Here is a 23487-nt window from a genome sequence, read left to right on the forward strand (position 1 = left end):
CAACTATAGGACCCATTGTTGCAGGAGGTAATACTACATCAAGCCACTTTGTTCCTACTGCTCCAATTATAAGAGCTGTTATAGAAAATATCAAACCAGCTAAGATAAAGCCACCTAAAGCTTTTGAAAAATTCAGATCCTTATCCGGGGAACTTGCTAGAACCGCACTGACTGGGGCTAAAAAAGCAAAACTTGAACCTAAGAATGCAGGTGCTTTGCCTTTACATAGGAATAAATAGATCAATGTTCCTATACCGTTCATAAGTAAAACTAACGCTGGATCAATTACCTGTTTTCCAGCCCAACTGTTGAATAGAAACGGTACTAATACAGATGCACCAAACATGGCGAACAGATGCTGAAAACTAAGTGGTAGCCCTTGGAGCAGTGGTACTTTTTCTTCTACTTGGATTACTCTTCTTTGCATGCTTGAATCCCCCTCAAATTTATTTATTTAAAGTAATGACAAACCAAGAAAACTTATAGGTTCATCATCTATTGGAATACAGTAAAATCAAAATAAAAAAAGCTTCATACCTACGAGCGGTAAGAAGCTTGTCTCCTATATTAACAAGGTTATAGAATAAACTTTACCAGCCTCACAGGACTAATTTAAAAGTTTGCTGTATTCAATTTCCTATAACAATATATCACATACTTAAAGAATAGTCTATAAGAATTTCGACAAAATTTTATGAGGAAAGATGAAATAATAAAACACGGTTTTCATGCGAGAAATTTTTTAATTTATTGTTTCATTGCTCCTTAATTATCCAAATCTTTCTACTTATATTCACGTCACTTTTTGAAACAATAATTATTAAGGAGGTGATATTATGGCAAGGAATAATAACAGCACAACTAATTTCGATCAGATGAAATACGAAATAGCAAGAGAAGTTGGCGTTAACTTAAAGCAGGGTTATAATGGTGACCTCGCAGCAAGAGATGCTGGTAAAATAGGTGGAAATATAGTTAAAAAAGTATTCGAATCATATACCGGAAACGCATACCCTACTGAACCTAGGGGAACAACCGGTAGATAATTAAGATAAGCAAAAGCAACATAAAAATAGCAGGAGTATACTCCTGCTATTTTTATTTCTTTACATAACCTCCGCAGCCACAATTATCTCCTGACATACAACTCTTATTGTTTACATTGCACTTTCCTTTTACAGATTCTGGTGCAATTTCCTTTGCAGCCTCGATATTTTTTTCCGGTTTGAAGCTCTTACAATCCTTGCAAATCATACTGTTTTCCCTCCGTTACATATTCATGGATGATTGAATACCGCTTACTTCCTGCTGTGCCCTGCTAATATCCTCCTGATTTGCATTCTGAACCTTATACCAGCCCTTTTGTGTCATCAGATCATAGATTTGTTTCTGATGCTGGAAAGTTCTTGTCAGTATGTTTGTTGTGTCATTTCTCAAAAACTGGTTTGTACTTTCCAGCACGAGATTTGTCAATGATGAAGCTGCCAATTTATGCTGACTTAACAAAACACTAGCTAAATCCTTATCTGTAATACTTCTCATCTGCTTTTCCTCCCTTATTGTATGGTTGCTGTGTTTATATGCTTGATAAGTGTCTGAAGATCATTCTGGTGATCACTTACCATTTGCTGGCATAAACTTCTGATTTGCGGGTCTGTGCATATTTCTGCACAACCTTGTATGAAATTGATATTGTTTTGTGTCATTGAGATATTATCCTCAATAAGCATTAATTCCTTACTTGTTAACGCCATAGTATTACCTCCTTGAAATTTGATTTTACTTCATATATAGTCTGCATTTTTCCATATAATATTCATTTACCCATGTATATATTTCAATACGATTTTCCCTCATAAATTTACTATTATATAAATATTGAATAAATCGGCATAATAATTTCTCTAACTATTTGTTTGACTGTATTTAGGCTCTGATATATAATAGAAAGAATGAAAAAATATTGTAACAGGAGGGCTTATCATGCCGTTATCATCAGATATGATTATTGCATCAATTATCTTTGTTCTTACATATATACTCATTGTATCTGAAAAAATAGACAGAGTGATAGCTGCTTTGGGCGGCGGAGTCATAATGATAGTTTTCGGGCTGTTTTCAGGAAAAAACCCATATACTCAGGAACTCGCCTTTGAGGCAGTAGATTATAACACTCTTGGCTTGTTAATCAGTATGATGGTAATTGTAATGATTACCAAAAGGACAGGTGTTTTTGAATTTCTCTCAATAAAAACTGTAAAAATAGCAAAAGGTGAGCCTTGGAAAATTCTTGTGTATTTATCGGTAATTACCGCTCTCATGTCCGCTTTTCTCGATAATGTCACTACTATACTCCTGATTCTCCCTATAACATTGGATGTGTGCAGGGAATTAAAACTCAAACCCGTACCATTTATCATAAGTCAGATATTTGCATCAAATATCGGAGGAACTGCAACACTTATAGGTGATCCTCCAAACATCATGATTGGTGCTGATACAAACCTCAGCTTTATGGATTTTATTTACAACGTAGCTCCTGTTATTGTTATTATTTTACCTATTACTGTATTAGCTTTTGTTATCTTGTATAAAAAACATTTTAGTACCAGTGATGACCTCAAAAAGAAGGTTATGCTGCTAGATGAAAGTAAAGCAATAAAAAATAAAACGCTTCTCATTAAGTCGCTGTCAGTACTGACCTTGACTATCACGGGTTTCATGCTTCACGGAGCATTGCATATAGAATCATCTACCATAGCAATAACAGGTGCCGTTTTACTTATGCTCATTTCAAAGGTTTCCATTGAGCATATACTTCAGGAAGTTGAGTGGAAGACGATTTTCTTCTTTACAGGGCTTTTCATGCTGGTAGGAGGACTGGAACATGCAGGTGTACTGAAGCTTATTGCAGAAACAATTGTTGGTGCTACAGGTGACAACGTAGTCCTTCTGGGTATTTCAATACTCTGGGTATCCGCAATATTATCTGCGTTTGTTGATAATATACCTTTTACGGCAACTATGATTCCACTAATCAAAAGTGTAGGGACATTAACCGGTATGAATATCGTCCCTCTCTGGTGGGCATTATCGCTCGGTGCATGTCTTGGTGGAAACGGTACTATTATCGGAGCCAGTGCCAATGTGGTTGCTTCAGGTATGGCAGAGGAAAACGGGCACAAAATCACTTTCGGACAATATTTTAAAGTATGCTTTCCAATTATGTTGATTACTATTATAATAAGTATGGTGTATTTACTGATTTTTCAACTACATTAATAAAAAGCAGGTAGGTAATAACATGGCTAAGATTACTTTTCGTATAGGCACAAACAGGATAATGAGACTTTCTCCAACCAGGATGGTTGTATTCAGCTTTGCCGTAATTATACTTATAGGTTCGATACTTCTCAGCCTTCCGGCAGTGTCAAACAGCGGTAAAAGCATAGGTTATCTTAATGCACTTTTCACTGCTACGTCCGCTACATGTGTTACAGGCCTCATTGTAGCAGATACTTATACACAATGGAATATCTATGGTCAAATCATAATACTCTGTCTTATACAGGCAGGTGGACTGGGCATTATAACTCTGGCAACCTTTTTCTCCGCCCTCTTGGGACGGAAAGTGAGCCTGAAAGGTATGCTTCTTGCTCAGGAATCAATAAATCACTTTTCTTTTGAGGGAGTGGTAAGGTTAGTAAAAAGGGTCGTGCTTGTTACTCTTGCCTTCGAAACCTTGGGAGCATTAATACTGTCTATAAGGTTTATACCGATATTTGGACTTAAAGGCATCTATATGGGTATATTTCACTCAATCACCGCATTTTGCAATGCAGGCTTCGACCTTATGGGAGGGTATAGCGGAGAATACAGCAGCCTGACGAGCTTTAACAATGATCCTGTAGTGATCTATACCATTGCAGCATTGATAATTATAGGCGGTCTTGGATTCCTTGTGTGGAAGGATTTATACGAATATAAAAAGAACAAAAGCCTCTTTCTCCACACTAAGTTAGTGCTAATTATGACTGTGCTATTGATTCTACTTGGTGCAGTTTTCTTCTTTGTTTTTGAGAGTAATAATCCATTGACAATGGGAAAACTAAATTTCTTCGAAAAAATAAATGCTTCCATATTCCATTCAGTTACTACAAGAACGGCTGGATATAATTCAGTTCCATTAAACGAAATGCAGGACATTTCAAAAGTAGCCACTGTACTGCTCATGTTTATAGGTGCTGCACCGGGTTCAACAGCGGGAGGAGTAAAGATTACTACTTTTGGTGTAATAGTAGCCGCTATTTTCTCTCAGATAAGCGGATCGAGCGAAACAGTAATATTCAGGCGAAGAGTTCCTCACTATGTAGTAAACAAAGCCCTTTCTATAATAGGCCTCAGTGCTATGGTCGTCATTGCTGTAGCAACAGTTATCCTCGCAATAGAAGGTGGGTCGTTTATAAATATATTTTATGAAGCCACTTCTGCTTTCGGTACTGTAGGATTATCCACCGGTATTACGCCTACACTTCACTCCGTAAGCAAGCTGCTGCTCATACTTACAATGTTTCTCGGAAGGGTTGGTCCTGTCTCTTTTGCAATTGCCTTAACACTAAGAGCAAATAAGAAGGATATGGATATGGTGTACCCTGAAGGAAAAGTTATAGTGGGATAAAAAAAGAGTTTGCATCTTCGGGTGCAAACTCTTTTTTCCTAATTACTTAATTATTATCCTGCAAAAATTCTTTTTACCTCTCTGCAGCAATGCTGATCCCTCAGTAAAGTCCTTCTTACTTGTGACAGCATCTATATCGGATATTTTCTGTTCATTTACGTATACTCCGCCTTGCTGGACTGCACGTCTTGCTTCGCTTTTTGACGGTGTAAGACCTGATTTGACAAGCAAATCCAGAAGCTTTATACCTTGCTCAGCCTCAGCCTCCGTAACTTCATATGATGGAATAGCATCCATATCACCATTGCCACCGAAAAGTGCCTCAGCAGCTTTTTGCGCCTTTAATGCCTCATCTTCTCCATGAACAAGCTTTGTAACTTCAAATGCCAGTACTTTTTTTGCTTCATTAATTTCTGCATCCTTCAACGCTCCCAGCCTTCTTACCTCATCCATAGGTATAAATGTCAGCAATGAAAGGCATTTTACAACATCATTATCCTGCACATTTCTCCAGTACTGGTAAAAGTCATAAGGAGAAGTTTTTGAAGCATCCAGCCAAAGTGCGCCTTTTTCTGTCTTACCCATCTTTTTACCTTCACTTGTAGTTAACAGGGAGAAGGTCATACCGAAAGCTTCCTTACCCTCAACTTTTCTTATTAACTCAACTCCGCCAATTATGTTGGACCATTGATCGTTGCCGCCAAGCTGGATATTACATTCATATTTATTGAACAATTCAAGAAAATCATAACTCTGCATAAGCATATAGTTAAATTCTATGAAAGAAAGGCCTTTCCCCTCAAATCTGGTTTTAAAGGCATCTGCTGTCAGCATTCTGTTTACAGAGAAATGTACTCCTATATCTCTGAGAAATTTTACATAATTCAATTCCAAAAGCCAATCTGCATTATCAACCATAATAGCTTTTCCCTCACTGAAGTCGATAAACTTGGAGATTTGCTTTTTAAAACAATTAGAGTTATGTTCAATTTCTTCCCTGGTCATCATCTTTCTCATATCGGTTTTTCCCGTAGGGTCTCCGACCATGGCCGTTCCCCCACCTACGAGAGCTATTGGCCTGTGGCCGGCTCTCTGCATGTGAGCCATAGCCATTAAAGGTACAAAGTGTCCTACATGAAGACTATCTGCAGTAGGATCAAAACCTGTATAAAAAGTAACATTTTCCTTTTCCAGCAACTCTTTCAGAGGTTCCTCGTGAGTAACCTGTTGTATGAATCCTCTCTCCATTAAGACATCAAAAACACTTGACATTTTCTATCACTCCTTTTACATAATACAAAACTTATCACAGTTTCAGAAATAAAAAAGTCTTATCATCCATAAGGACGAAAAGACTCGTGGTACCACCTTAATTCGTATCCAGACTATTAGCTATTGGTAATAGGAGCTTCCTATAAGCAATAGCTAAATCCTGAAAATACCTTTACAGATATAACGGTCTGAACCGGTACACTCTTGATGTACAGCTCTGAATCAGTAATTCACCATAGTTTCCTTAGAGTTCTTTATCCATGTACTACAGCCTTCTCACCAGCCAGGCTGCTCTCTCATGCTTATTCCGTATTAACCGGAATTTATGCTTGTAACCATGAACGGCTACTATTGATTCGTCATAGCTATATATGCTTACTTTATTATAGATTATGTTTCATTCTATTTCAAGAAATAATTTCTAAGCTCTTGCTGATCTTCCTGTGAAGAAACCGCAATTACCAAATCTCCGATGTGAAGCACAGTATAACCGTTAGGAATTATTACCTCCTCATCCCTTATGACCGATACTACGATACAGTCTGCCGGAATATTTATATCTTTAAGGCTTCTGTTGCACACGGGCGAACTCTCATTTATAAGAATTTCGCTAAGTACAATCTTACCGTTTTTTAGTTTCATAAGCGTCTTCATACCACTGTAGTCAACTTCCTGCTCTATCAAATCAGCTATGATGGAAGTGCTGCTGACTGCAATATCCACACCCAATCTTTCAAATACCTTTATATTTTTAGGATTGTTAACCCTTGCAATGGTTCTCTTTACACCAAAGCTCTTCTTTGCAAGTTGACAGGAAATCAGATTATCTTCGTCCCTTCCTGTTACTGCAATAAAAATATCCGCCTTATTAGCCTGTACATTTGACAGATCATCTATACTGGTTCCATCACCATTTACAACCGGAACATTCAGTTCATTGGCAATTTTCTCACAAAGCTCTTTCTGCCGTTCAATTACAGTTATCTTATGCTTATAAGGCAATAGTGTTTTGGAAAGGTAATAACCAATTTTCCCTCCACCGGCTATAACTATATACATACAACACCCTCCAGAAATTAATACGTCAAGAATATGTCCGCTTCTGATCGACTATCCGGACTTTTCCAGGCTAATCAACCATTTCGGTTATAACCAGAATATCATCCTTCTCTAATTTTATACCCGGATTTGCAAAACAAAATTTACCGTTTTGTATGACACCATACACCATTGTTTTGTCTTTCAGTTTCAAACTACCCAGCTTTTTTCCTTCATTTGCTTTAGTAACCTTTTCATGCTTAAAAGAAAATACATTACTGCCTATTGTATGATTCGATACACCTTTTTCCCCCAACACAATAGAACGGATAACCTCAGCTGTTATATTTGTAGGGCATATAGTTTCAAGACCGAATTCATGAAAAACATGCTCACGTGCAGGGTTATATATTCTTGCAATTACACGAGGAATTTTAAAAATCTCTCTCGCCACCTGACATGCCATGATATTCACATTATCATCAGGAGTAACTGCAGCAAGTGCGTCGGCCGTCTCTATTCCTGCCTGCTTTAATACATCCTGGTCTATAGGTACACCTGTAACTGTTATGCCGTTAAAGCCAGTACCTAAACTTTTAAAATTCTTTGAATCATTATCCAATATTACAACATCATGTCCCTCATCGGACAAAATATGTGCAAGTTTAGAACCAACCTTACCACATCCGATAACTATTATATGCATAAAAATCCCCCTGCTTAATGCTGCAAATCAGTTAGGTAAATCATGGCAGTCACTGCTTCCATGTATACCTAAATTGGCTCAATTATTATATAGTATATCATTTGCTTATGAATTGTATAGTTCTGATTTTGAATATTTTAGTTATATTTATATCTCTATAGTTTACTATACAGTTTCTTTTCCCTATAGCTTACCAAATCTGCTTCTAGCGTTCAATTGCTGCATTTCACAACTAATTATGCTATACATGTTAACATTTGTGTTAAGGTATTATTTTCTTTACATTAAAAACTGATAAATGAAAAAAATATTATAGTTAGTATTTAATAACCTAGTATGCTAAAGTAAAACGCTCCTTTCATAAATACATATTCCGTAAGGACCACCACTTTTAAGAAAGGATGATACCGTGCTGGTAGTTTTTATAAGGACATTGATTTTGTACTTTATAGTAATAATAATCATGCGGGTTATGGGAAAAAGACAAATCGGACAGCTACAGCCGTTTGAGCTTGTAGTGGCAATAATGATTTCAGAGCTGGCAGCCGTACCTATGCAAAATACAGGAATTCCCTTAATAAACGGAATAATCCCCATTCTTACCCTGCTTGTAGCTCAAATAGCCATGTCTTTCATATCACTGAAAAGCACTACGGCAAGAGCCATCATTTGCGGAAAACCCAGCATACTTATTGAAAACGGAAAAATAAACGAAAAAATACTAAAGAAAGAAATGTATACACTAAATGACCTGCTGGAACAATTGCGCAGCAAGGATATGTCTAATATAGCAGATGTAGAATTTGCCATTCTTGAAACCAATGGCCAATTGAGCATCATTCCAAAATCACAGAAAAGACCGGTCAATTCTGAGGATTTAAAAATATCTACAGATTATGAGGGGTTGCCGCTTGATCTTATAGTTGACGGTGAAATAAATTTTAAAAATCTCAACAGAATTAACTTAACAAAAGAATGGCTATATGGGGAGCTTAGAAACAGAGGCATTTCTGATATAAACAGTGTATTATTTGCAAGCCTGGATTCCAAAGGTAATCTTTACTATCAGGAAAAAGCAGGTCGGAAGGAGGATATATAGTATGCACACCCTGAAGATAACTATAATATTGGCTATATTAGTAGCGTTAATACTATCAATAGGTTTATTTACGCATAATATACTATCATCCACAGCAGACCGACTGGGAAAGCATATAGCACAAATAGAAAACAATACGATACAGGGTAACTGGACAAAAGCAGAAGAACAGCTTTCCGCTGCAAAAAACGAATGGTCAGGCACGGGAGATCAATGGGCAATGCTTATCGATCACATCGAAATTGATAATATAGATACTTCATTATCAAAAATGGAAAAATATATTTTTTCAAAAAATGCTCCTCTGGCTCTTGCCGAAGCAGCAACCTTAAAACAATATATAGAACATATACCGGAAAAAGAATCTTTCAGGCTTAAAAACATATTCTGAAATATTTCTTTAGAAATAGAAATACCCCCTCAGTCTTAGAGGAGGTATTTTTACTTTCTCTATATTTACATAGCTACCAGGAATATATATGAAATGAAAATCCCATAAAACACCCCGCCAAAAATTAATGGAATGGGGTTAAGCTTTCCTTTGAATTTGATCCATAAAAAAGTCACTAAAGCAGAAAGTATGGCTAAAACCGCACTTACTACAGCTACAGTGTCCAATTTCCAATTTGTAGCCAGTATACCAATAGTAACGGGTATGCAGCTTTGAAATACCATAGCTCCAGTTATGTTTCCTAATGCCAGCGTATCTTTTTTCTTGCTTATCCATATTATGCTATTGAACTTTTCCGGTAATTCCGTTGCGATAGGAGCTATTATTAGTGAAAGTATTAATGCAGGCAGCCCAAACATTTCCGATAAGTTCTCAATTATACCTACAAACAAGTGTGCACCAAATACTATGCCTGTAAGGGCTAATAGTATCTGAAATATTATCACGCCAAGGTTTGGCTTCATATTGAAAATTTTGATAATATATAGATTCTCTAATTCCGAGTGACTTGCCTGATCGTTTTTTACAGTCAGCATTATGTAGTATATATAGTATGCCACCAGAAAAACGGCTATAACATATCTTATTAACAAAATATCTATGAAACTCGCTGCAAGACCTAAACTGTAAACTATAATAAAGAAGCCAATATCACGGCCCAAAACCTTGTTGTTTACAAACATTTCAATACCTGTTTTTCTCCTCTTTCTGAATACAAGTACACTTATACCTGTCAGAAAAAATGCCAGAGTACTGAGCATAAAAGGAGCTCCCATAATAGCTCCTATTCCAATATCCTCTGAAGCACCCGATTTCCCCGAAAACAATATAGCTATTACTGGAATCATTGTTTCAGGAAGGCATGTACCTACTGCTGAAAATATGCTTCCTACTACCCCATCTCCCAAATTAAGCTTTTTGCCCAGCCACTCAATACCGTTTGTAAAAAGTTCACAACTTAATAGAATTACCGCCAGACTTAAGACCATCCCCAAAATATCCATTAACACTCGTTTATCACTCTCACTTTATTTTTATTTACTTTTGACCCCATAACCTATTCTATTCCCTACACATAAAAAAACTTCTAACATAATCCCACATTCTAAAAGTTGTTGTTCTCTAAAAATAGAGCCGCACCTTTTATGGAATTATGTTAAAAGTCTCGTTTCCTGGTAATAAGTTACTCTGTACAATTACAGTGAATCAAGAGTATAACTCATAAAGGTTGCAAAGCCAGGCTAAAGTCTATCCTTAACCAGTGTGTTGACTATGCAATTCAAACTACTCCCCTTTAACAAAGATAATATTACACTATGTCTTATATATTTGTCAATAAAAGCTAATAATAAATTATCATTAGCATGCAGGCTATGCGCTAAGAACTACTCTCCCCTTATAAGTCCTGGAAATACCGGCAGACAGCAAATAGCTGATGATTACATTCAATAGCTCCAGTTCCAGCTTTGACCTGTCTTTATCTTCGATAATTTTCCGTGTTTCATAATCATAGGTTATTTGAGGCACTGGCGCTTTCCTTATAACCTCGGCAATACCGGCCTTAATGATAAAATCCTTATCTACATATGAAAACTTGATTTTAAAATATGGATCCATACTTTTCTCTCTTATGATTTCAGCATCAAAATACATACTCTTCACCCCGACATAAGAACATTAGTAATACCTTCCATTATGAATATCGGAATCGAAATGCATTGTTATTATGGTAATTTAGGCCTATTTCTTAGAGCTTCATATATAAGCAATCCAGCTGCTACTGATGCATTCAAAGACTCGGCCCTGCCTGCCATAGGTATTTTTACAAGCAAATCAGCACTAGAGGCAACCTCATCACAAATACCGTTTGCTTCATTGCCGATAATAATAGCTGTATTATCCCATTCGCTAACATCATAATAATCCACTTCACCTTTAAGATGAGCAGCACATATCTTCACTCCCCTTGATTTGAGCAGTAAAATATCCTCTGTGATATCAGATGAAAAGCAGACAGGTAAATGAAATATTGAGCCCATTGTTGACCTTAACACTTTGGGATTGTACAAATCCACACACCCTTTTGACATAATTATGCCACTTGCACCTGCAGCGTCAGCAGTCCTTATTATTGTTCCCATATTACCGGGGTCCTGAATTGAATCCAGAACTATAAGAAAATTACATTTCTCTGACAAAATCTCTTCTAGTTCAAACATCTTCATCTTTATTACAGCCATTACCCCTTGGGGATTTTCCGTATCTGAAATCTCCCGAAAAAGCTTATCGGGAAGCAGATATAACCTATACCCCATTAAGTGGGCTATAGATGAAATTTGTTTTCCATCATCACTATCCAGATATTTTTCTGAAAACAGGATATATGCAATATTCATTTTTTCCTTAAGAGCCTCTTCAACAAACCTTGTACCTTCTATAAAATAAAGTTTCTTTTCTTCACGGTATTTTTTTGTCTTTAAAGATTTCAACTCTTTTATTATTGAATTCTGATTACTCGAAATCGGGTTCATTCCATGATAATCTCCTTATACTCAGAACGGTTTTGTGTTCCATTTCTACCCATATACACAACAAAAGGGCTCTTATGAGCCCCTTATAATATTATTTCAAACAACTTTTTGCTTTCTCAGCCAATTGGGCAAATGCCGCTGAATCATTAACAGCCATATCTGCCAATACTTTTCTGTTTAAAGCGATTCCTGCCTTCTTCAGTCCACTTACGAACTTACTGTATGTAAGTCCATTAACTCTTGCTTCTGCATTTATTCTGGCAATCCAGAGCTTTCTGAAATCTCTTTTCTTTGCTTTTCTATCCCTGTAAGCGTAAACCAGTGATTTCATAACCGCCTGGTTGGCTATTCTAAAGAGTTTGCTTTTACCTCCGAAATAACCTTTAGCAAGTTTAAGTATTTTTTTATGTCTTGCACGGGTTCTAACCGCACCTTTTACTCTTGACATGTTCTGAATCCTCCTTTAATAAGCTTATGCGTATGGAATTAGTTTTTTAACAGTTGCTTCATTTGCCGGTGAAACATAGGCTGTTAATCTATGATGTTTTCTTGCCTTTCTATCCTTAGACACAAGCCTGTGGTTTCTCCATGAATGTCCCATCTTAATCTTGCCGCTTGCAGTCTTTTTGAACCTTTTTTTGGATGCACTATGTGTTTTCAACTTTGGCATTTTTTTCTCCTCCTAAACTATATCTAAAATATAAGCTATCAAATATAAAAAATGAAAATCCAAATCCTATCTATGAAATCAGTTTAGCATTTGTTTTTCATCAGCTCACGTTGTAATCGAGTCAGTCCTATTGCTTAGGATTAATAATCATAACCATGCTCTTTCCTTCGAGTTTTGGTTTCTTTTCTACTACACCGACTTCCTTTACACCTTCAGCGAACTTTTCCAAAACTTCTTCGCCTAGCTTTGTGTAGTTCATTTCCCTGCCTCTGAATTTTACGCTTACCTTTACCTTATCCCCATCTTTAAGGAATTTATATGCATTCTTTAGTTTGAAACCGAAGTCATGTTCTTCTATACTTGGAGAAATTCTTACTTCCTTGATGCTTATGATCTTCTGGTTTTTCCTTGCTTCTTTTTCTTTCTTTGCAAGCTCAAACATATACTTACCGTAATCCATGATTCTGCACACAGGCGGGTTGGCCTGAGGAGCTATCTTTACCAAATCAAGATTTTTTGAATTAGCAAGCTTCTGCGCTTCCTTTGATGGCATAACTCCCAGCATAGAGCCATCTGCATCAATTAATCGAATTTCCTTATCCCTAATTTCCTCATTGATCATTAATTCATTTTTACTGCTAATAATAGAACACCTCCGGCTCAATAAAAATTATAAACAAAAAAGTGGATTATAGAAATAATCCACTAATAACCGTAACAAGCTTATACTTATAAAGCATTTGCCTATATGTAACAATTATTGACCTCGACAAACACATTCGCCGGGTGAGAAGCGGATCACTTCTGCTTTATTTTCGCTACTAAATGATAGCACATTAACAACTCATTGTCAAATGTTTTTTGTTACCTTCTGTCGACATATTATAGCTCTCTTACTGCGGAAATTATAATATCTTTGTTCCCATTTTCCTTCCGCCGACCAGGTGAAAATGAATATGGAATACAGTCTGACCAGCATCAGACCCGCAGTTGTTTATCAACCTGTACCCACTTTGAGCAATTCCCAGCTTTTCGGCTATTTTAGGAGCCGCCAGATGTATATCGGCAATGTAACTCACGTTATCCTTATTTAGTTCATTAGCACTGCTTATATGTATCTTGGGGATTATCAATACATGCACCGGTGTTTCCGGTTGAATATCATTGAAAGCAATTATCCTGTCATCTTCGTACACAATAGTTGAAGGAATTTCCTTTTTTATAATTTTGCAGAATATACAATTATCCATGACTTATACCTCCTAAGCACAGAATTATCTTAATTGACTCTCTATCACTCTGATTGCAGTATTAAGTGCCTCGTCTATCTTTGACAAGTCTTTTCCTCCGGCCTGTGCCATTTCAGGGCGTCCGCCACCTCCGCCACCTGCAACCTTTGCAATTTCCCTAATAATATTTCCTGAATGGGCTCCTTTTTCAACCGCATCTTTAGTAGCAGTGACAACAAAGTTCACCTTGTCACCATAGCCAGTTGCAAGTACTATCACACCTGTGCCAAGTTTGTTTTTCAACATGTCGCCAGTGTTCCTTAAAGCTTCCATATCAAGCTGGTCAAACCGTGCTGTTACTACCTTTATGCCTTTTACTTCGGAAGCTTTTGCCAATACGTCTTCTAGAGAACCGCTGACAAGTTTATTTCTTAACTTTTCAATTTCCTTTTCTGCGCTCTTGATTTCTGCGTTCAGTACATCAATTTTCTTTATACTCTCCTGTGGATTGGATTTCAATGCTGCAGCTATATCGTTGAGCATTTTTTCCTTCTCATTCAGGTATTCGATAGCAGAAGACCCTGTCAGAGCTTCAATCCTTCTTACTCCAGCAGCTACTCCGCTTTCACCTAAAATCTTTATCAAGCCGGCTTGTGCAGTTGAACTCAAATGAGTACCTCCACATAATTCAAGGCTGTAATCACCCATTTTCACAAGTCTTACAACATCACCGTATTTTTCACCAAACAGAGCAGTTGCCCCCAGTTTTCTTGCTTCATCGATAGCCATTTCCTTAACTTCTACCGTGATATTATCCATAATTTTGTCATTTATTTCATGCTCAATTTTCTTTAAATCATCGGCAGATATAGAAGAAAAATGCGTAAAGTCAAATCTCAACCTATCCGGTTCTACTAAGGAACCTGCCTGAGTTACATGGTCGCCCAGCACGTTTCTGAGTGCCTTTTGCAACAAATGTGTTGCAGTATGATTACGTGCTATGGCCATTCTTCTCTTCACATCTATTTTTGCTTTAACCGTACTGCCTTTTTCTATAAGTCCTTTTTCAACTACGCCCGTGTGAAGGAATTTGCCATCAGGAGTCTTTTTGCAATCAATTACTCTTATTACACCTTCTTTACTCTCAATATATCCGGTATCGCCTACCTGTCCGCCACTTTCACCATAGAAAGCGGTCCTGTCCAGAATAACAATAACTTCATCTCCTTCTTGCACGTTTTCAACCAGTTCATCCGATTTTATGATAGCAGATATACCTGCCTCACATTCGTAACTTCCATAACCTACAAATTCTGTCTTAATATCTTTATCGATTTTCGATAATACGCTTTCTCCCCAAGCAGCATTCCCTTTGTTTTTAAGTGCTTCTCTTGCAGCTTCTCTCTGCTTCTGCATTTCATTTCTGAATCCTGTCTCATCTATATTAAGTCCGTTTTCTTCAGCAATTTCCCTTGTCAGGTCCAAAGGAAACCCATAAGTATCATGAAGTTTGAATACCATATTTCCAGGCATAGTGTTTTCATCTTTTGCCTTAGTGTCTCTGATAAAGTCATTAAGAATATTAAGTCCCTGGTCGACAGTAACTTCAAATCTTTCCTCTTCGATTTTTATTACCTTCTGGATATATTCTGCTTTTTCAGCCAGCTCTGGATAAGCTTCCTTGGATTCATTTATAACTACCATAGCTACATCAAAGAGGAAAGGTTTTTTTATGCCTAAAAGCTTACCATGTCTTGCCGCTCTTCTCAAAAGCCTCCTAAGAACATATCCTCTACCCTCGTTAGAAGGGATTACACCGTCAGAAACCATCATAGTAGTACTTCTAATGTGATCTGTAATAACACGGATTGAAACATCAGTCTTCTCGGACTTCTTATACTCCACTCCTGCCACTTTACATATATAGCTGAGAATATTTGTAACAGTATCAACTTCAAAAAGATTATCTACACCCTGACAAATGCATGCAAGTCTTTCAAGTCCCATACCTGTATCTATATTAGGATTTGCAAGTCGTGTGTAGTTTCCTTCCTCATCCTTGTTAAACTGAGTGAAAACATTATTCCAGAACTCAACATATCTGTCACAATCACAGCCTATTTTACAATCAGGAGCCCCACAGCCCTTTTCAGGACCTCTGTCATAATATATTTCTGAACACGGCCCACAAGGTCCTGTACCATGTTCCCAGAAATTATCTTTTTTACCCATCCTTACTATTTTATCGGCCGGAATACCTACATTCTTATTCCATATTTCAAAAGCTTCATCATCATCTTCATATATAGTGACCCAAAGGTTTTCCACCGGCATTTTCAAGTCCTCTGTTACAAATTCCCATGCCCAGGGAATGGCTTGCTCCTTGAAGTAATCCCCAAAGGAAAAATTACCGAGCATTTCAAAAAATGTCCCATGCCTTGCCGTTTTGCCGACATTTTCTATATCGGGTGTTCTTATGCACTTTTGGCATGTAGTAACCCTGCGTCTTGGAGGCTCTTGTTCTCCTGTAAAATACGGTTTGAGCGGGGCCATGCCTGAATTTATCAATAAAAGGCTTGGGTCATTTTGCGGAACAAGTGGAAAACTTGGAAGCCTTAAATGTCCTTTACTTTCAAAAAATCTCAGATAACGTTCCCTTAGCTCATTTAAACCTAGCTTCTCCATTTTATTTATCTCTCCTTAGTTTGTTTGCTTTGAATTTATACATATAAAAACTCCCGTCTCCAAAAACAGGGACGAGAGTATATCACGCGGTACCACCCTTATTCCCTGGTAAACAGGGCTCTTAATGCTTTAACGCTGCAAACGTCGATACAACTCGAAACTCAAGGATTGCTTCATCCCATACAGCCCCTGAAGACTTTCACCTGCCGTCTCCTCTCTGAAGGTCGCCATATCGACTACTTTTTCCTCTCATTGTCTTTAGTCTATTTTAGAAATGAAAATTGCTCTATGTAAGTTTCTGCCTGTTTAGTCACAGACAAATAACCAAAAAACCTTATGTTGCTAGAAAATAACCCTGTATAGGATTTCCTAGATATAAATTATATAAAAGTAAACTGGCAGTGTCAAGGATTATTAATATACATATACACATCTACACATCATCAAAATCATATTTTTTTCGGATACTTCTGATGATCTATATTTTATCAGACTATTGCATCGACTGATCTTTTTAGTATAACCCTGAGTATTGCCAGCACAGGTACCGATACAAGCATGCCTAATATTCCAAAAAACTCACCGCCTATCAGTACCGCCAGAATTGTCCCTACAGGATGGAGTCCCAGCCTTCCTTCGATGATTTTGGGAGATATGAAAGCATTATCGACCTGTTGAATGATTACAAAAACGATAACAGTCCATACCGCTTTCATAGGAAAATCTATAAGCGCAACAGCTACTGCAGGAATTGCACCGATTACCGGTCCAAAATAGGGTATTATATTTGCTATTCCCCCTATCAAGCCTAAAACCAGGGGGTATTTAACTCTTACGATAGAGAGTCCTATCATCTCCAATGTTCCTATAATTACAGCTGTCATTAACTGGCCCTGTATGAAATTTGACAATATCAGGTTAATATCCCTTCCGGCATTTGTAAGGCCATTCCTCCATCTCCTGGGTGTAAGCGATAATACTGAAGACCTGAAAAATTCTGCATCTTTAATAAAGTAATATGCAATTATCATAGCCAGTACCAGATCAAGAAAAAATGAAAGTGCTTCTATAAAAGAATATAACGACTGTTTTAGAGTCACAGCTATATAGTTCTGAGCTATAGCTGTACTGTTTCGTACCTGATCGAATATTGCACTTTTTACATCTTCCGGCCAATCACTTGATTGGATTACCAGAACAAATCTGTTGAACATACTCTGATACCTGGCGGTTATTTCCGGCAAAGTGGTCATCAATTCCTTAGTGTTGTTTATAAACTCAGGAACAATAAAAATTATGACCGTAATAAGTGTAAGGCTGAAAAGGAGATAAATTATCAATATGGCTAAGGATCTTCGTATTTTCTTTCTCTCAAGCCTCTTAACAACAGGATTTAGCAGATACGCAATTATTACAGCTAAAAAAAATGGGGCAAAAATCTTCCCCAATTTAAGCCTGTAGTGATAAAAAAACAAACTGATTATCAATATTACTATAAAAGCAATTATGTAAAAAACAATCTTTCTTTTATTTGTCATAAGCTTTCCTATTAGTGGCTTAATCTATATCTTATGATAAAAAGACTGGATTTTTTTCCAGTCTTTTGAGGATTTGAGATAATGAAAAACCAGCCTTAACGGCTTGTTTTTCATAGATTATACATAAATACTAAAATTTATCTGAATAAATCAACAACATCACCAATGATATTACCGGATTTCCTTAAAATATTTTTCCCATTACGCATCATTTTTCTTCTACCCCTGCTCTTCATCATATCCGGGTTCACCATCATGCTTACAGACGCCCCTATAATACTTCCGATAATCATACCTCTTGTAAAGCCGCTTCTCATCATATCACTTCCTTTCATACATAAAAACAATCTATAAATATAATTTAAACAAAACATCTGGCTTTTATCCGTAATTTAATAAATATCAATGAATTACCATCTTTTTCACTTTTCCAAATAATTCTTTAGCCCTCCACCGGTTCCGGTCATTTCCTCCGCCGCTTCCCTATCGACAATTATATTCTCTTCTCCAAATTCCACCTTGCCAAATAAAGGAAGAATATTACGACCAAGAACGATATCCTGTAGAAGGCCATCAGAAACTTCTATACCCTCTACTAAACCGGTTTTATGATCAAACAGAACATCTTTGACTATACCAAGATCTCTTCCCGTCCTTGTATAAACTTTCAATCCCCTGATTTCACCCTTATCCTTTAGCACTCCCGTACCTTCAAGCTTTTTCATGTTTTTGATGCAATCCGCTTCACCTACTACAACAGCATCCCTGCCCATATTTAAAACATCACTCATTAATACAATTTTTTTTCTTATTTCATACCCCTTGCTTTCCAGCAAAAAACCTTTGACTTCACGGGTTTTGGGACAGAATACGACATCTTTTACAATTCCCAACCTCTTGCCGTTTTCTATACAGATTACCGGTAAACCAATAGCCTCACTATATCTTTCCAAAGCAATCGCTCCATTACTCTGATTTACTATTTTTATTATTACATTTACTTATGAAAAAAATTCATGCTAAAGAATTTGACTAAAATTGCATATTTAGATAAAATTAAAAAGCGCAGTTTACTGCGTGATGTAAATATACGGATAAAAGCAGCAAATGCCATAAAGCTGCTAAAAGCTTTTTTCTTATATCTGTATCAATACTTCAATTTTACGCATATTTGCGTTTCTTTGTGAGGTGTCAAATGAATAGTGAAATAAAATACAATAAACATAACAAAATAGGTGTACTAGCCCCGGATATACTTATGCCGAATAAAGAAGTTGACCTGGAAAAATGGTCGGTAGTGGCATGTGACCAGTATACCTCACAACCAGAATATTGGGGAAAAGTAAGTAGTTTTGTTGGTGATAGCCCATCTACTCTTAATCTGATATTTCCGGAAGTGTATCTTGAAGAAGATAATACAGGCGAAAGAATCAAAAATATCAATAATTCTATGAAAAAGTATATTGATGATGGTATTGTGATAGCTCATCCTTCATGCTTCATACTGATCGATAGAAAAACCAGTCACACAGAGTCAAGAAAAGGTCTTATAATGGCGGTAGACCTTGAGGAATACGATTATAACAAAGGCTCCCAGACCCTTATAAGGGCTACAGAGGGAACGGTAATAGAAAGGCTTCCTCCAAGGATAAGAGTAAGGCAAAACGCTTCCATGGAACTTCCTCATGTCATGCTACTGATTGATGATCCGGAGCGCACGGTTATTGAGCCTTTGATGCAAAAAATTTCAGGATATGAAAAGCTTTATGACTTTGTACTTATGATGGACAGCGGGTATTTAAAAGGATATAAGATAGATGATCCACAGACAGTTTCGTCTATAATTAAGGCACTAGAAAATCTGGCTGACCGCGAAGTATTCAATCGGAAGTACGGTGTTGATAACGAAAAGGGTGTACTGCTGTTTGCAGTAGGAGACGGGAACCACTCACTTGCAACCGCTAAGGCATGTTGGGAAAACATCAAAAAAACTTTGAAAAGTGAAGACATTGAAAATCACCCTGCCAGGTATGCTTTAGTTGAATTGGTAAACGTGCATGATGATGGACTTGTATTTGAACCCATACACAGAGTGGTATTCAATGTGAATTTCGAAAACGTACTCAACGGCCTGGTTGATTTTCTTTGCGATTGCAACGCATCATACAGGATGTATGAGACAAAAGAACAGATGCAGAAGGATGCTGGAGATTTGTCCAAAAATAAAAAAGCTCATATACTTCCCTTTATTACAAACAAAGGTTATGGTCTTGTTGTAGTGGACAATCCTAAATGCAACCTGGAAGTAGGTACATTACAGGCTTTTCTGGACGAACTTGTCAAAAATGATAGTACCGTAAAAATAGACTATATCCACGGTGATGATGTAGTTTATTCCTTAGGCTCAAAGAAAGGTAATATAGGGTTTTACCTGCCTTCAATGAACAAAAATGATTTGTTCAAAACCGTTATACTGGATGGGGTACTTCCAAGGAAAACCTTTTCCATGGGCGAAGCAGATGAAAAAAGGTTCTACCTTGAATGCAGGAAAATCAGCTTATAATAAAATTAATAGAAATGCAATGCACCCCAAATGTCATAAACTCTAATAAATAGAATGACAAATGGGGTGCTTTTTGTACTGTATTTACTGAGAAGAGGTTTTTCCAGTAACTTTGAGTGAATTCATTATCTTTTTGGCTATAGGCCTCCACTCTTCCATTCTTCTTTCTGTGCACTCAAAACTGCATATCAGAAGCCTTCCATCCACTTCGGTAAAAAACATTAAAGCATAAATATTTGTATATTCGGAAGGAGTCATACATTCAAGTACCCCCACATCCTTGCCGTTAATGCTGACAATCTTATCATCATACCAGACGGTAGAAGGGTGTAAAGCGTCAAAAACTGCTTTAGAGCTGTTTTTATATGCCTCCAGTTTTTCGCTGGGAACTGTCTCCTGTGTATAGTTCACTAAAATATTCACCGAAAAGTCATTATTCGTGAGTATAAAATCCGGTTTATCTTCAAACTTGTACTTTAGTTCAACTAATTTTTCCGGCATTTCCGTAAATAATTCCGGGATAAGAATTTCCGCCATATCGTCTGCAATAGGTATTTTTATTAAGTCAACTACTTTTTCTGTCTCTGGCGATACTTGTTCCTCCTTATACTTGTTGATCTTTGTATCAGTCTTGGTTTTTCCCCCTTGTATATTTCCAACATTATATTTAAAGTCAGCAGAGTCCGGCATTACAGTATAAACCTTAAAACTGACCTTCCCGCTGCACTCTTCACCCATCCTCGTCATTTCCAGTGTATCTGTAATTACCATTCCCTTGTGCTGTTCGTAATACTTCATAAAACTCATGTAGTCGCTGTATTTACCGGAAAAATCGAAAGTGATAGTCAACGAAGCTAGTTTGTCCTCTTTTTGTGAACTGCCGTCAGATAATTGCTGCTCACTGGCCTGTGATACGTTATTGGGGTCAATTCCAGATATCTGTGCTGTGCTATTCGAACCTTCCAGAATATTTGATGCAGCTTGTGTGCCAGCATCTGATTTTACTGCCCCTTTTACTGATGAGGCATCTCCCGAAAAGGAAATATTCTCTATGCCAAGATTATTCTTTTCGGCTATTGAATCCAGCTCCGAAATAATATCGGGCACTCTTACAGGTTGGGAAAGCTTTCCCCTTTTTTGAGCCATCTCACTTGCAATAGTATTTATTTCAGCTTTTATCTTTTCTATACGCTGCTTGCTGCCATTTGCCTGCTGAAGAAGGATCGTCTTTTGGCTGTATTCATCCTTCAACCGGTTAATTTTTGCACTTTCAGGTTTGTAGACAAACCAAAAGTATAAAAACCCAAATGCTACTACACTCAGCAGTACAAGAAGAATTTTCTCCCTGTTTGTCAGTTTCATTTTTTTGCCTCACTGTTTTTATTATTTACTTCCTTCTTTAGCTGAATAGTGACAGTTACACTAAATGGACTGATCTTACCTGTTATCCGGGATATGTTTATGTTTTCATACAGATTATCATCATGCAGCTTTTTAAGCAGTAACGACAAATCAGCCCTGTTTTCCCCTGAAAACCCGAACTCTATCTCACCACCTGACCCGGCAGCATATTTGATACTTGTAGCAGTTATTGTAGCGGGCATGATACCGGACACTCTTTCTATAAGTTCTGTAACTTTTGTCTTATCAGAGGGAACTCCTGAAAGCATTTTCTCAAGCTCTTTACTTTCTTTGATCTTTTGTGCCAAACTGTTTTCAGCATCACTTAGGGCTTTTAAAGCACTATTGTCAATGGTTGCGGAAATATCTGCAACCCGTTTTTCCATATCCATTCTTTGAAGTCTTATATTCAGCAGCCCATAACCTATAGCAGTAATCAGAAGCACAACTGCAAATACCTTGAATGCAGTATGGATTATTCTCTGTTTTCTATATAATATTTTATCTGGTAGAAGGTTAATATCATTTATCATTTATTCACCTCTGCACGCAGCACCTGCTATATTGGTAAACAGCGGGTATCGGTCAGATACAATACTCCCCTGGGATCCGTAACCTATAGTTTTATTATTTGAAAATTTCACAGTATCCTCTGCTGATACAGCCCTGCATGGAATATTGAAAGCCTCTTGAATATATATATCCAGCCCTTTCATTCCCGCCGTCCCACCTGTAAGTAAAATTGTGTCAACTGCTTTACCCCCGCTTTTAGACATAAAATTTTGAAAGTGTTTATACAAATCGGCAAGAATAAGGTCAATCTGGCTGTTTATTATAGACCCCACAGCTCTTGACATATCATCAGCAGTCTTGTTTTTCAGAAACTCCAATCCATATCTGATTTTATATTCTTCAGCTTCATCCCTCTCCAAATTCAAGCCTGTGGATATCATTATGTCAATTTTCTGTGAACTATGGTTCATTACCTGTTGATATACAGGTATCCCAGTATAAAAAATAACCATTTTAGCTGATATTGCTCCAAAATCAATCAATGCTATAGCCTTCTCGCTTTCTGTTCTATTGCCCGCAATACAGCGTTTCATATATTTGATCATTCCATTTATGGTAGTATCAATCGCTATAGGTTTTACCCCGGCAGCTTTCAGTGATTCGCAAAAATCCATAAGCAATTCATTTTTGATAGAGGACATCAGAATATAGTTTGTATTCCTTGGATTTTGCTTACTCGCAAGCAAAACCTTGTATCTGATAGTATACTCATTTATATCATACGGAAGGAACTCAGATGCATCCAGTTTTACCATCTGTTCAAGCTCCTTGGGTTTAGCAGCGGGAAGCTCTCTGTCACGGGTTACTACTAAAGAATCATTTATGATTACTACGGCTTTCTTCAATTTATACTTTCCTTTTGGTAAAACGTCTTTTAATAGAGATAAATTCATCCTTTTCTGCAATCCTTCCGTTCTGCACAAGAAATCTCGGTGTCTTAGCAACAACTGGCTCACTGATAGTTATAGATTTCTTATCAATGACTATGTCGGCAATTTTTATGTTATAAGATCCAATATCTATCCCAAGATACCTCTGTACCAATTACATATC

General features: G+C 37.1%; 28 protein-coding genes and 2 other annotated features. Of the genes, 6 read left to right on the forward strand and 22 right to left on the reverse strand.

From position 1 onward, the window contains the following. A partial coding sequence (locus N3I35_03320) for a uracil permease (protein MCX8129114.1) occupies nt 1–427 on the reverse strand: 427 nt, incomplete at its 3' end. Between the two features lie 409 nt (nt 428–836). Here N3I35_03320 and N3I35_03325 point away from each other — a divergent pair. Continuing rightward, nucleotides 837–1046 carry an alpha/beta-type small acid-soluble spore protein gene (locus N3I35_03325; GenBank protein MCX8129115.1) on the forward strand — a complete coding sequence of 70 codons (210 nt, stop codon included), beginning with the start codon at nt 837–839 and terminating at the stop codon, nt 1044–1046. 52 nt (nt 1047–1098) lie between these two features. Here the strand turns inward: N3I35_03325 and N3I35_03330 are convergent, their stop codons facing one another. Genes N3I35_03330 through N3I35_03340 form a run of 3 tightly spaced genes read right to left on the reverse strand, consistent with a single transcriptional unit; the run spans nt 1099 to nt 1754 of the window. Then, complete coding sequence (locus N3I35_03330; protein ID MCX8129116.1) at nt 1099–1254, reverse strand: hypothetical protein; 156 nt, start codon at nt 1252–1254, stop codon at nt 1099–1101. 15 nt (nt 1255–1269) lie between these two features. Further along, the gene (locus N3I35_03335; protein ID MCX8129117.1) at nt 1270–1542 is read right to left on the reverse strand and encodes a spore coat protein; all 273 of its coding nucleotides are present in this window, start codon (nt 1540–1542) and stop codon (nt 1270–1272) included. Nucleotides 1543–1556: 14 nt separating this feature from the next. Next, nucleotides 1557–1754: a hypothetical protein gene (locus N3I35_03340; GenBank protein MCX8129118.1), complete on the reverse strand. Its 198-nt coding sequence runs from the start codon at nt 1752–1754 to the stop codon at nt 1557–1559. A 229-nt stretch (nt 1755–1983) separates the two neighbouring features. On the opposite strand from N3I35_03340, the gene N3I35_03345 reads away from it, so the two are divergent. Together N3I35_03345 and N3I35_03350 are read left to right on the forward strand one after the other, a co-directional pair. Continuing rightward, complete coding sequence (locus N3I35_03345; protein ID MCX8129119.1) at nt 1984–3282, forward strand: ArsB/NhaD family transporter; 1299 nt, start codon at nt 1984–1986, stop codon at nt 3280–3282. 22 nt (nt 3283–3304) lie between these two features. Further along, nucleotides 3305–4678 (forward strand): TrkH family potassium uptake protein, encoded by a 1374-nt coding sequence (locus N3I35_03350; GenBank protein MCX8129120.1) that lies wholly within the window; start codon nt 3305–3307, stop codon nt 4676–4678. A 42-nt stretch (nt 4679–4720) separates the two neighbouring features. Here N3I35_03350 and tyrS read toward each other — a convergent pair whose 3' ends face one another. The 3 genes from tyrS to N3I35_03365 form a co-directional block, all read right to left on the reverse strand. After that, on the reverse strand, nt 4721–5950 hold the full coding sequence (gene tyrS, locus N3I35_03355) for a tyrosine--tRNA ligase (GenBank protein ID MCX8129121.1): 1230 nt from the start codon (nt 5948–5950) through the stop codon (nt 4721–4723). Nucleotides 5951–6352: 402 nt separating this feature from the next. Continuing rightward, nucleotides 6353–7009, reverse strand: a complete 657-nt coding sequence (locus N3I35_03360) for an NAD-binding protein (GenBank protein MCX8129122.1) — start codon at nt 7007–7009, stop codon at nt 6353–6355. A gap of 70 nt (nt 7010–7079) precedes the next feature. Continuing rightward, on the reverse strand, nt 7080–7694 hold the full coding sequence (locus N3I35_03365) for an NAD-binding protein (GenBank protein ID MCX8129123.1): 615 nt from the start codon (nt 7692–7694) through the stop codon (nt 7080–7082). Nucleotides 7695–8103: 409 nt separating this feature from the next. Between N3I35_03365 and N3I35_03370 the strand changes: the two genes are divergently transcribed. Together N3I35_03370 and N3I35_03375 are read left to right on the forward strand one after the other, a co-directional pair. Continuing rightward, nucleotides 8104–8793, forward strand: a complete 690-nt coding sequence (locus N3I35_03370; protein ID MCX8129124.1) for a DUF421 domain-containing protein — start codon at nt 8104–8106, stop codon at nt 8791–8793. Nucleotide 8794: 1 nt separating this feature from the next. Further along, nucleotides 8795–9184 (forward strand): DUF4363 family protein, encoded by a 390-nt coding sequence (locus N3I35_03375; protein MCX8129125.1) that lies wholly within the window; start codon nt 8795–8797, stop codon nt 9182–9184. A 65-nt stretch (nt 9185–9249) separates the two neighbouring features. Here N3I35_03375 and N3I35_03380 read toward each other — a convergent pair whose 3' ends face one another. From N3I35_03380 to N3I35_03430, 11 genes are all read right to left on the reverse strand, one after another. Further along, on the reverse strand, nt 9250–10254 hold the full coding sequence (locus tag N3I35_03380) for a sodium:calcium antiporter (protein ID MCX8129126.1): 1005 nt from the start codon (nt 10252–10254) through the stop codon (nt 9250–9252). 361 nt (nt 10255–10615) lie between these two features. Further along, the gene (locus N3I35_03385) at nt 10616–10897 is read right to left on the reverse strand and encodes a hypothetical protein (GenBank protein ID MCX8129127.1); all 282 of its coding nucleotides are present in this window, start codon (nt 10895–10897) and stop codon (nt 10616–10618) included. 71 nt (nt 10898–10968) lie between these two features. Beyond that, nucleotides 10969–11775, reverse strand: coding sequence for a 23S rRNA (guanosine(2251)-2'-O)-methyltransferase RlmB (gene rlmB / locus N3I35_03390; protein ID MCX8129128.1), 807 nt, complete (start codon nt 11773–11775; stop codon nt 10969–10971). A 91-nt stretch (nt 11776–11866) separates the two neighbouring features. Continuing rightward, the gene (rplT, locus tag N3I35_03395; protein ID MCX8129129.1) at nt 11867–12223 is read right to left on the reverse strand and encodes a 50S ribosomal protein L20; all 357 of its coding nucleotides are present in this window, start codon (nt 12221–12223) and stop codon (nt 11867–11869) included. A 24-nt stretch (nt 12224–12247) separates the two neighbouring features. Continuing rightward, on the reverse strand, nt 12248–12445 hold the full coding sequence (gene rpmI, locus N3I35_03400) for a 50S ribosomal protein L35 (protein MCX8129130.1): 198 nt from the start codon (nt 12443–12445) through the stop codon (nt 12248–12250). 127 nt (nt 12446–12572) lie between these two features. Further along, nucleotides 12573–13067, reverse strand: coding sequence for a translation initiation factor IF-3 (gene infC / locus N3I35_03405; GenBank protein MCX8129131.1), 495 nt, complete (start codon nt 13065–13067; stop codon nt 12573–12575). A gap of 48 nt (nt 13068–13115) precedes the next feature. After that, nucleotides 13116–13261, reverse strand: a sequence feature (ribosomal protein L20 leader region). Between the two features lie 89 nt (nt 13262–13350). Further along, nucleotides 13351–13695 carry a histidine triad nucleotide-binding protein gene (locus tag N3I35_03410; protein ID MCX8129132.1) on the reverse strand — a complete coding sequence of 115 codons (345 nt, stop codon included), beginning with the start codon at nt 13693–13695 and terminating at the stop codon, nt 13351–13353. 24 nt (nt 13696–13719) lie between these two features. Further along, nucleotides 13720–16359 (reverse strand): alanine--tRNA ligase, encoded by a 2640-nt coding sequence (alaS, locus tag N3I35_03415; GenBank protein ID MCX8129133.1) that lies wholly within the window; start codon nt 16357–16359, stop codon nt 13720–13722. A gap of 64 nt (nt 16360–16423) precedes the next feature. Next, nucleotides 16424–16621, reverse strand: a binding site (T-box leader). Nucleotides 16622–16847: 226 nt separating this feature from the next. Then, entirely contained in the window at nt 16848–17897 is a 1050-nt protein-coding gene (locus tag N3I35_03420) for an AI-2E family transporter (GenBank protein MCX8129134.1), read from the reverse strand. A gap of 137 nt (nt 17898–18034) precedes the next feature. Further along, a complete protein-coding gene (locus N3I35_03425) occupies nt 18035–18232 on the reverse strand; it encodes a YtxH domain-containing protein (protein ID MCX8129135.1) in 198 nt (65 codons plus the stop codon). 87 nt (nt 18233–18319) lie between these two features. Continuing rightward, on the reverse strand, nt 18320–18850 hold the full coding sequence (locus N3I35_03430) for a PRC-barrel domain-containing protein (GenBank protein MCX8129136.1): 531 nt from the start codon (nt 18848–18850) through the stop codon (nt 18320–18322). A 242-nt stretch (nt 18851–19092) separates the two neighbouring features. On the opposite strand from N3I35_03430, the gene N3I35_03435 reads away from it, so the two are divergent. After that, nucleotides 19093–20460 carry a DUF1015 domain-containing protein gene (locus N3I35_03435; GenBank protein MCX8129137.1) on the forward strand — a complete coding sequence of 456 codons (1368 nt, stop codon included), beginning with the start codon at nt 19093–19095 and terminating at the stop codon, nt 20458–20460. Between the two features lie 84 nt (nt 20461–20544). Here the strand turns inward: N3I35_03435 and N3I35_03440 are convergent, their stop codons facing one another. Genes N3I35_03440 through N3I35_03455 form a run of 4 tightly spaced genes read right to left on the reverse strand, consistent with a single transcriptional unit; the run spans nt 20545 to nt 23478 of the window. After that, the gene (locus N3I35_03440; protein MCX8129138.1) at nt 20545–21822 is read right to left on the reverse strand and encodes a hypothetical protein; all 1278 of its coding nucleotides are present in this window, start codon (nt 21820–21822) and stop codon (nt 20545–20547) included. Next, the gene (locus N3I35_03445; protein ID MCX8129139.1) at nt 21819–22394 is read right to left on the reverse strand and encodes a hypothetical protein; all 576 of its coding nucleotides are present in this window, start codon (nt 22392–22394) and stop codon (nt 21819–21821) included. Before N3I35_03445 ends, N3I35_03440 begins: the two co-directional genes overlap by 4 nt. After that, the gene (gene pilM, locus N3I35_03450; GenBank protein MCX8129140.1) at nt 22395–23279 is read right to left on the reverse strand and encodes a pilus assembly protein PilM; all 885 of its coding nucleotides are present in this window, start codon (nt 23277–23279) and stop codon (nt 22395–22397) included. It abuts the gene before it with no gap. A 1-nt stretch (nt 23280) separates the two neighbouring features. Continuing rightward, a complete protein-coding gene (locus tag N3I35_03455) occupies nt 23281–23478 on the reverse strand; it encodes a pilus assembly protein PilM (GenBank protein MCX8129141.1) in 198 nt (65 codons plus the stop codon). Nucleotides 23479–23487 lie beyond the last annotated feature (9 nt).

It is taken from the genome of Clostridia bacterium (genome assembly GCA_026414765.1).
Lineage (GTDB): Bacteria > Bacillota > Clostridia > Acetivibrionales > DSM-27016 > SKW86.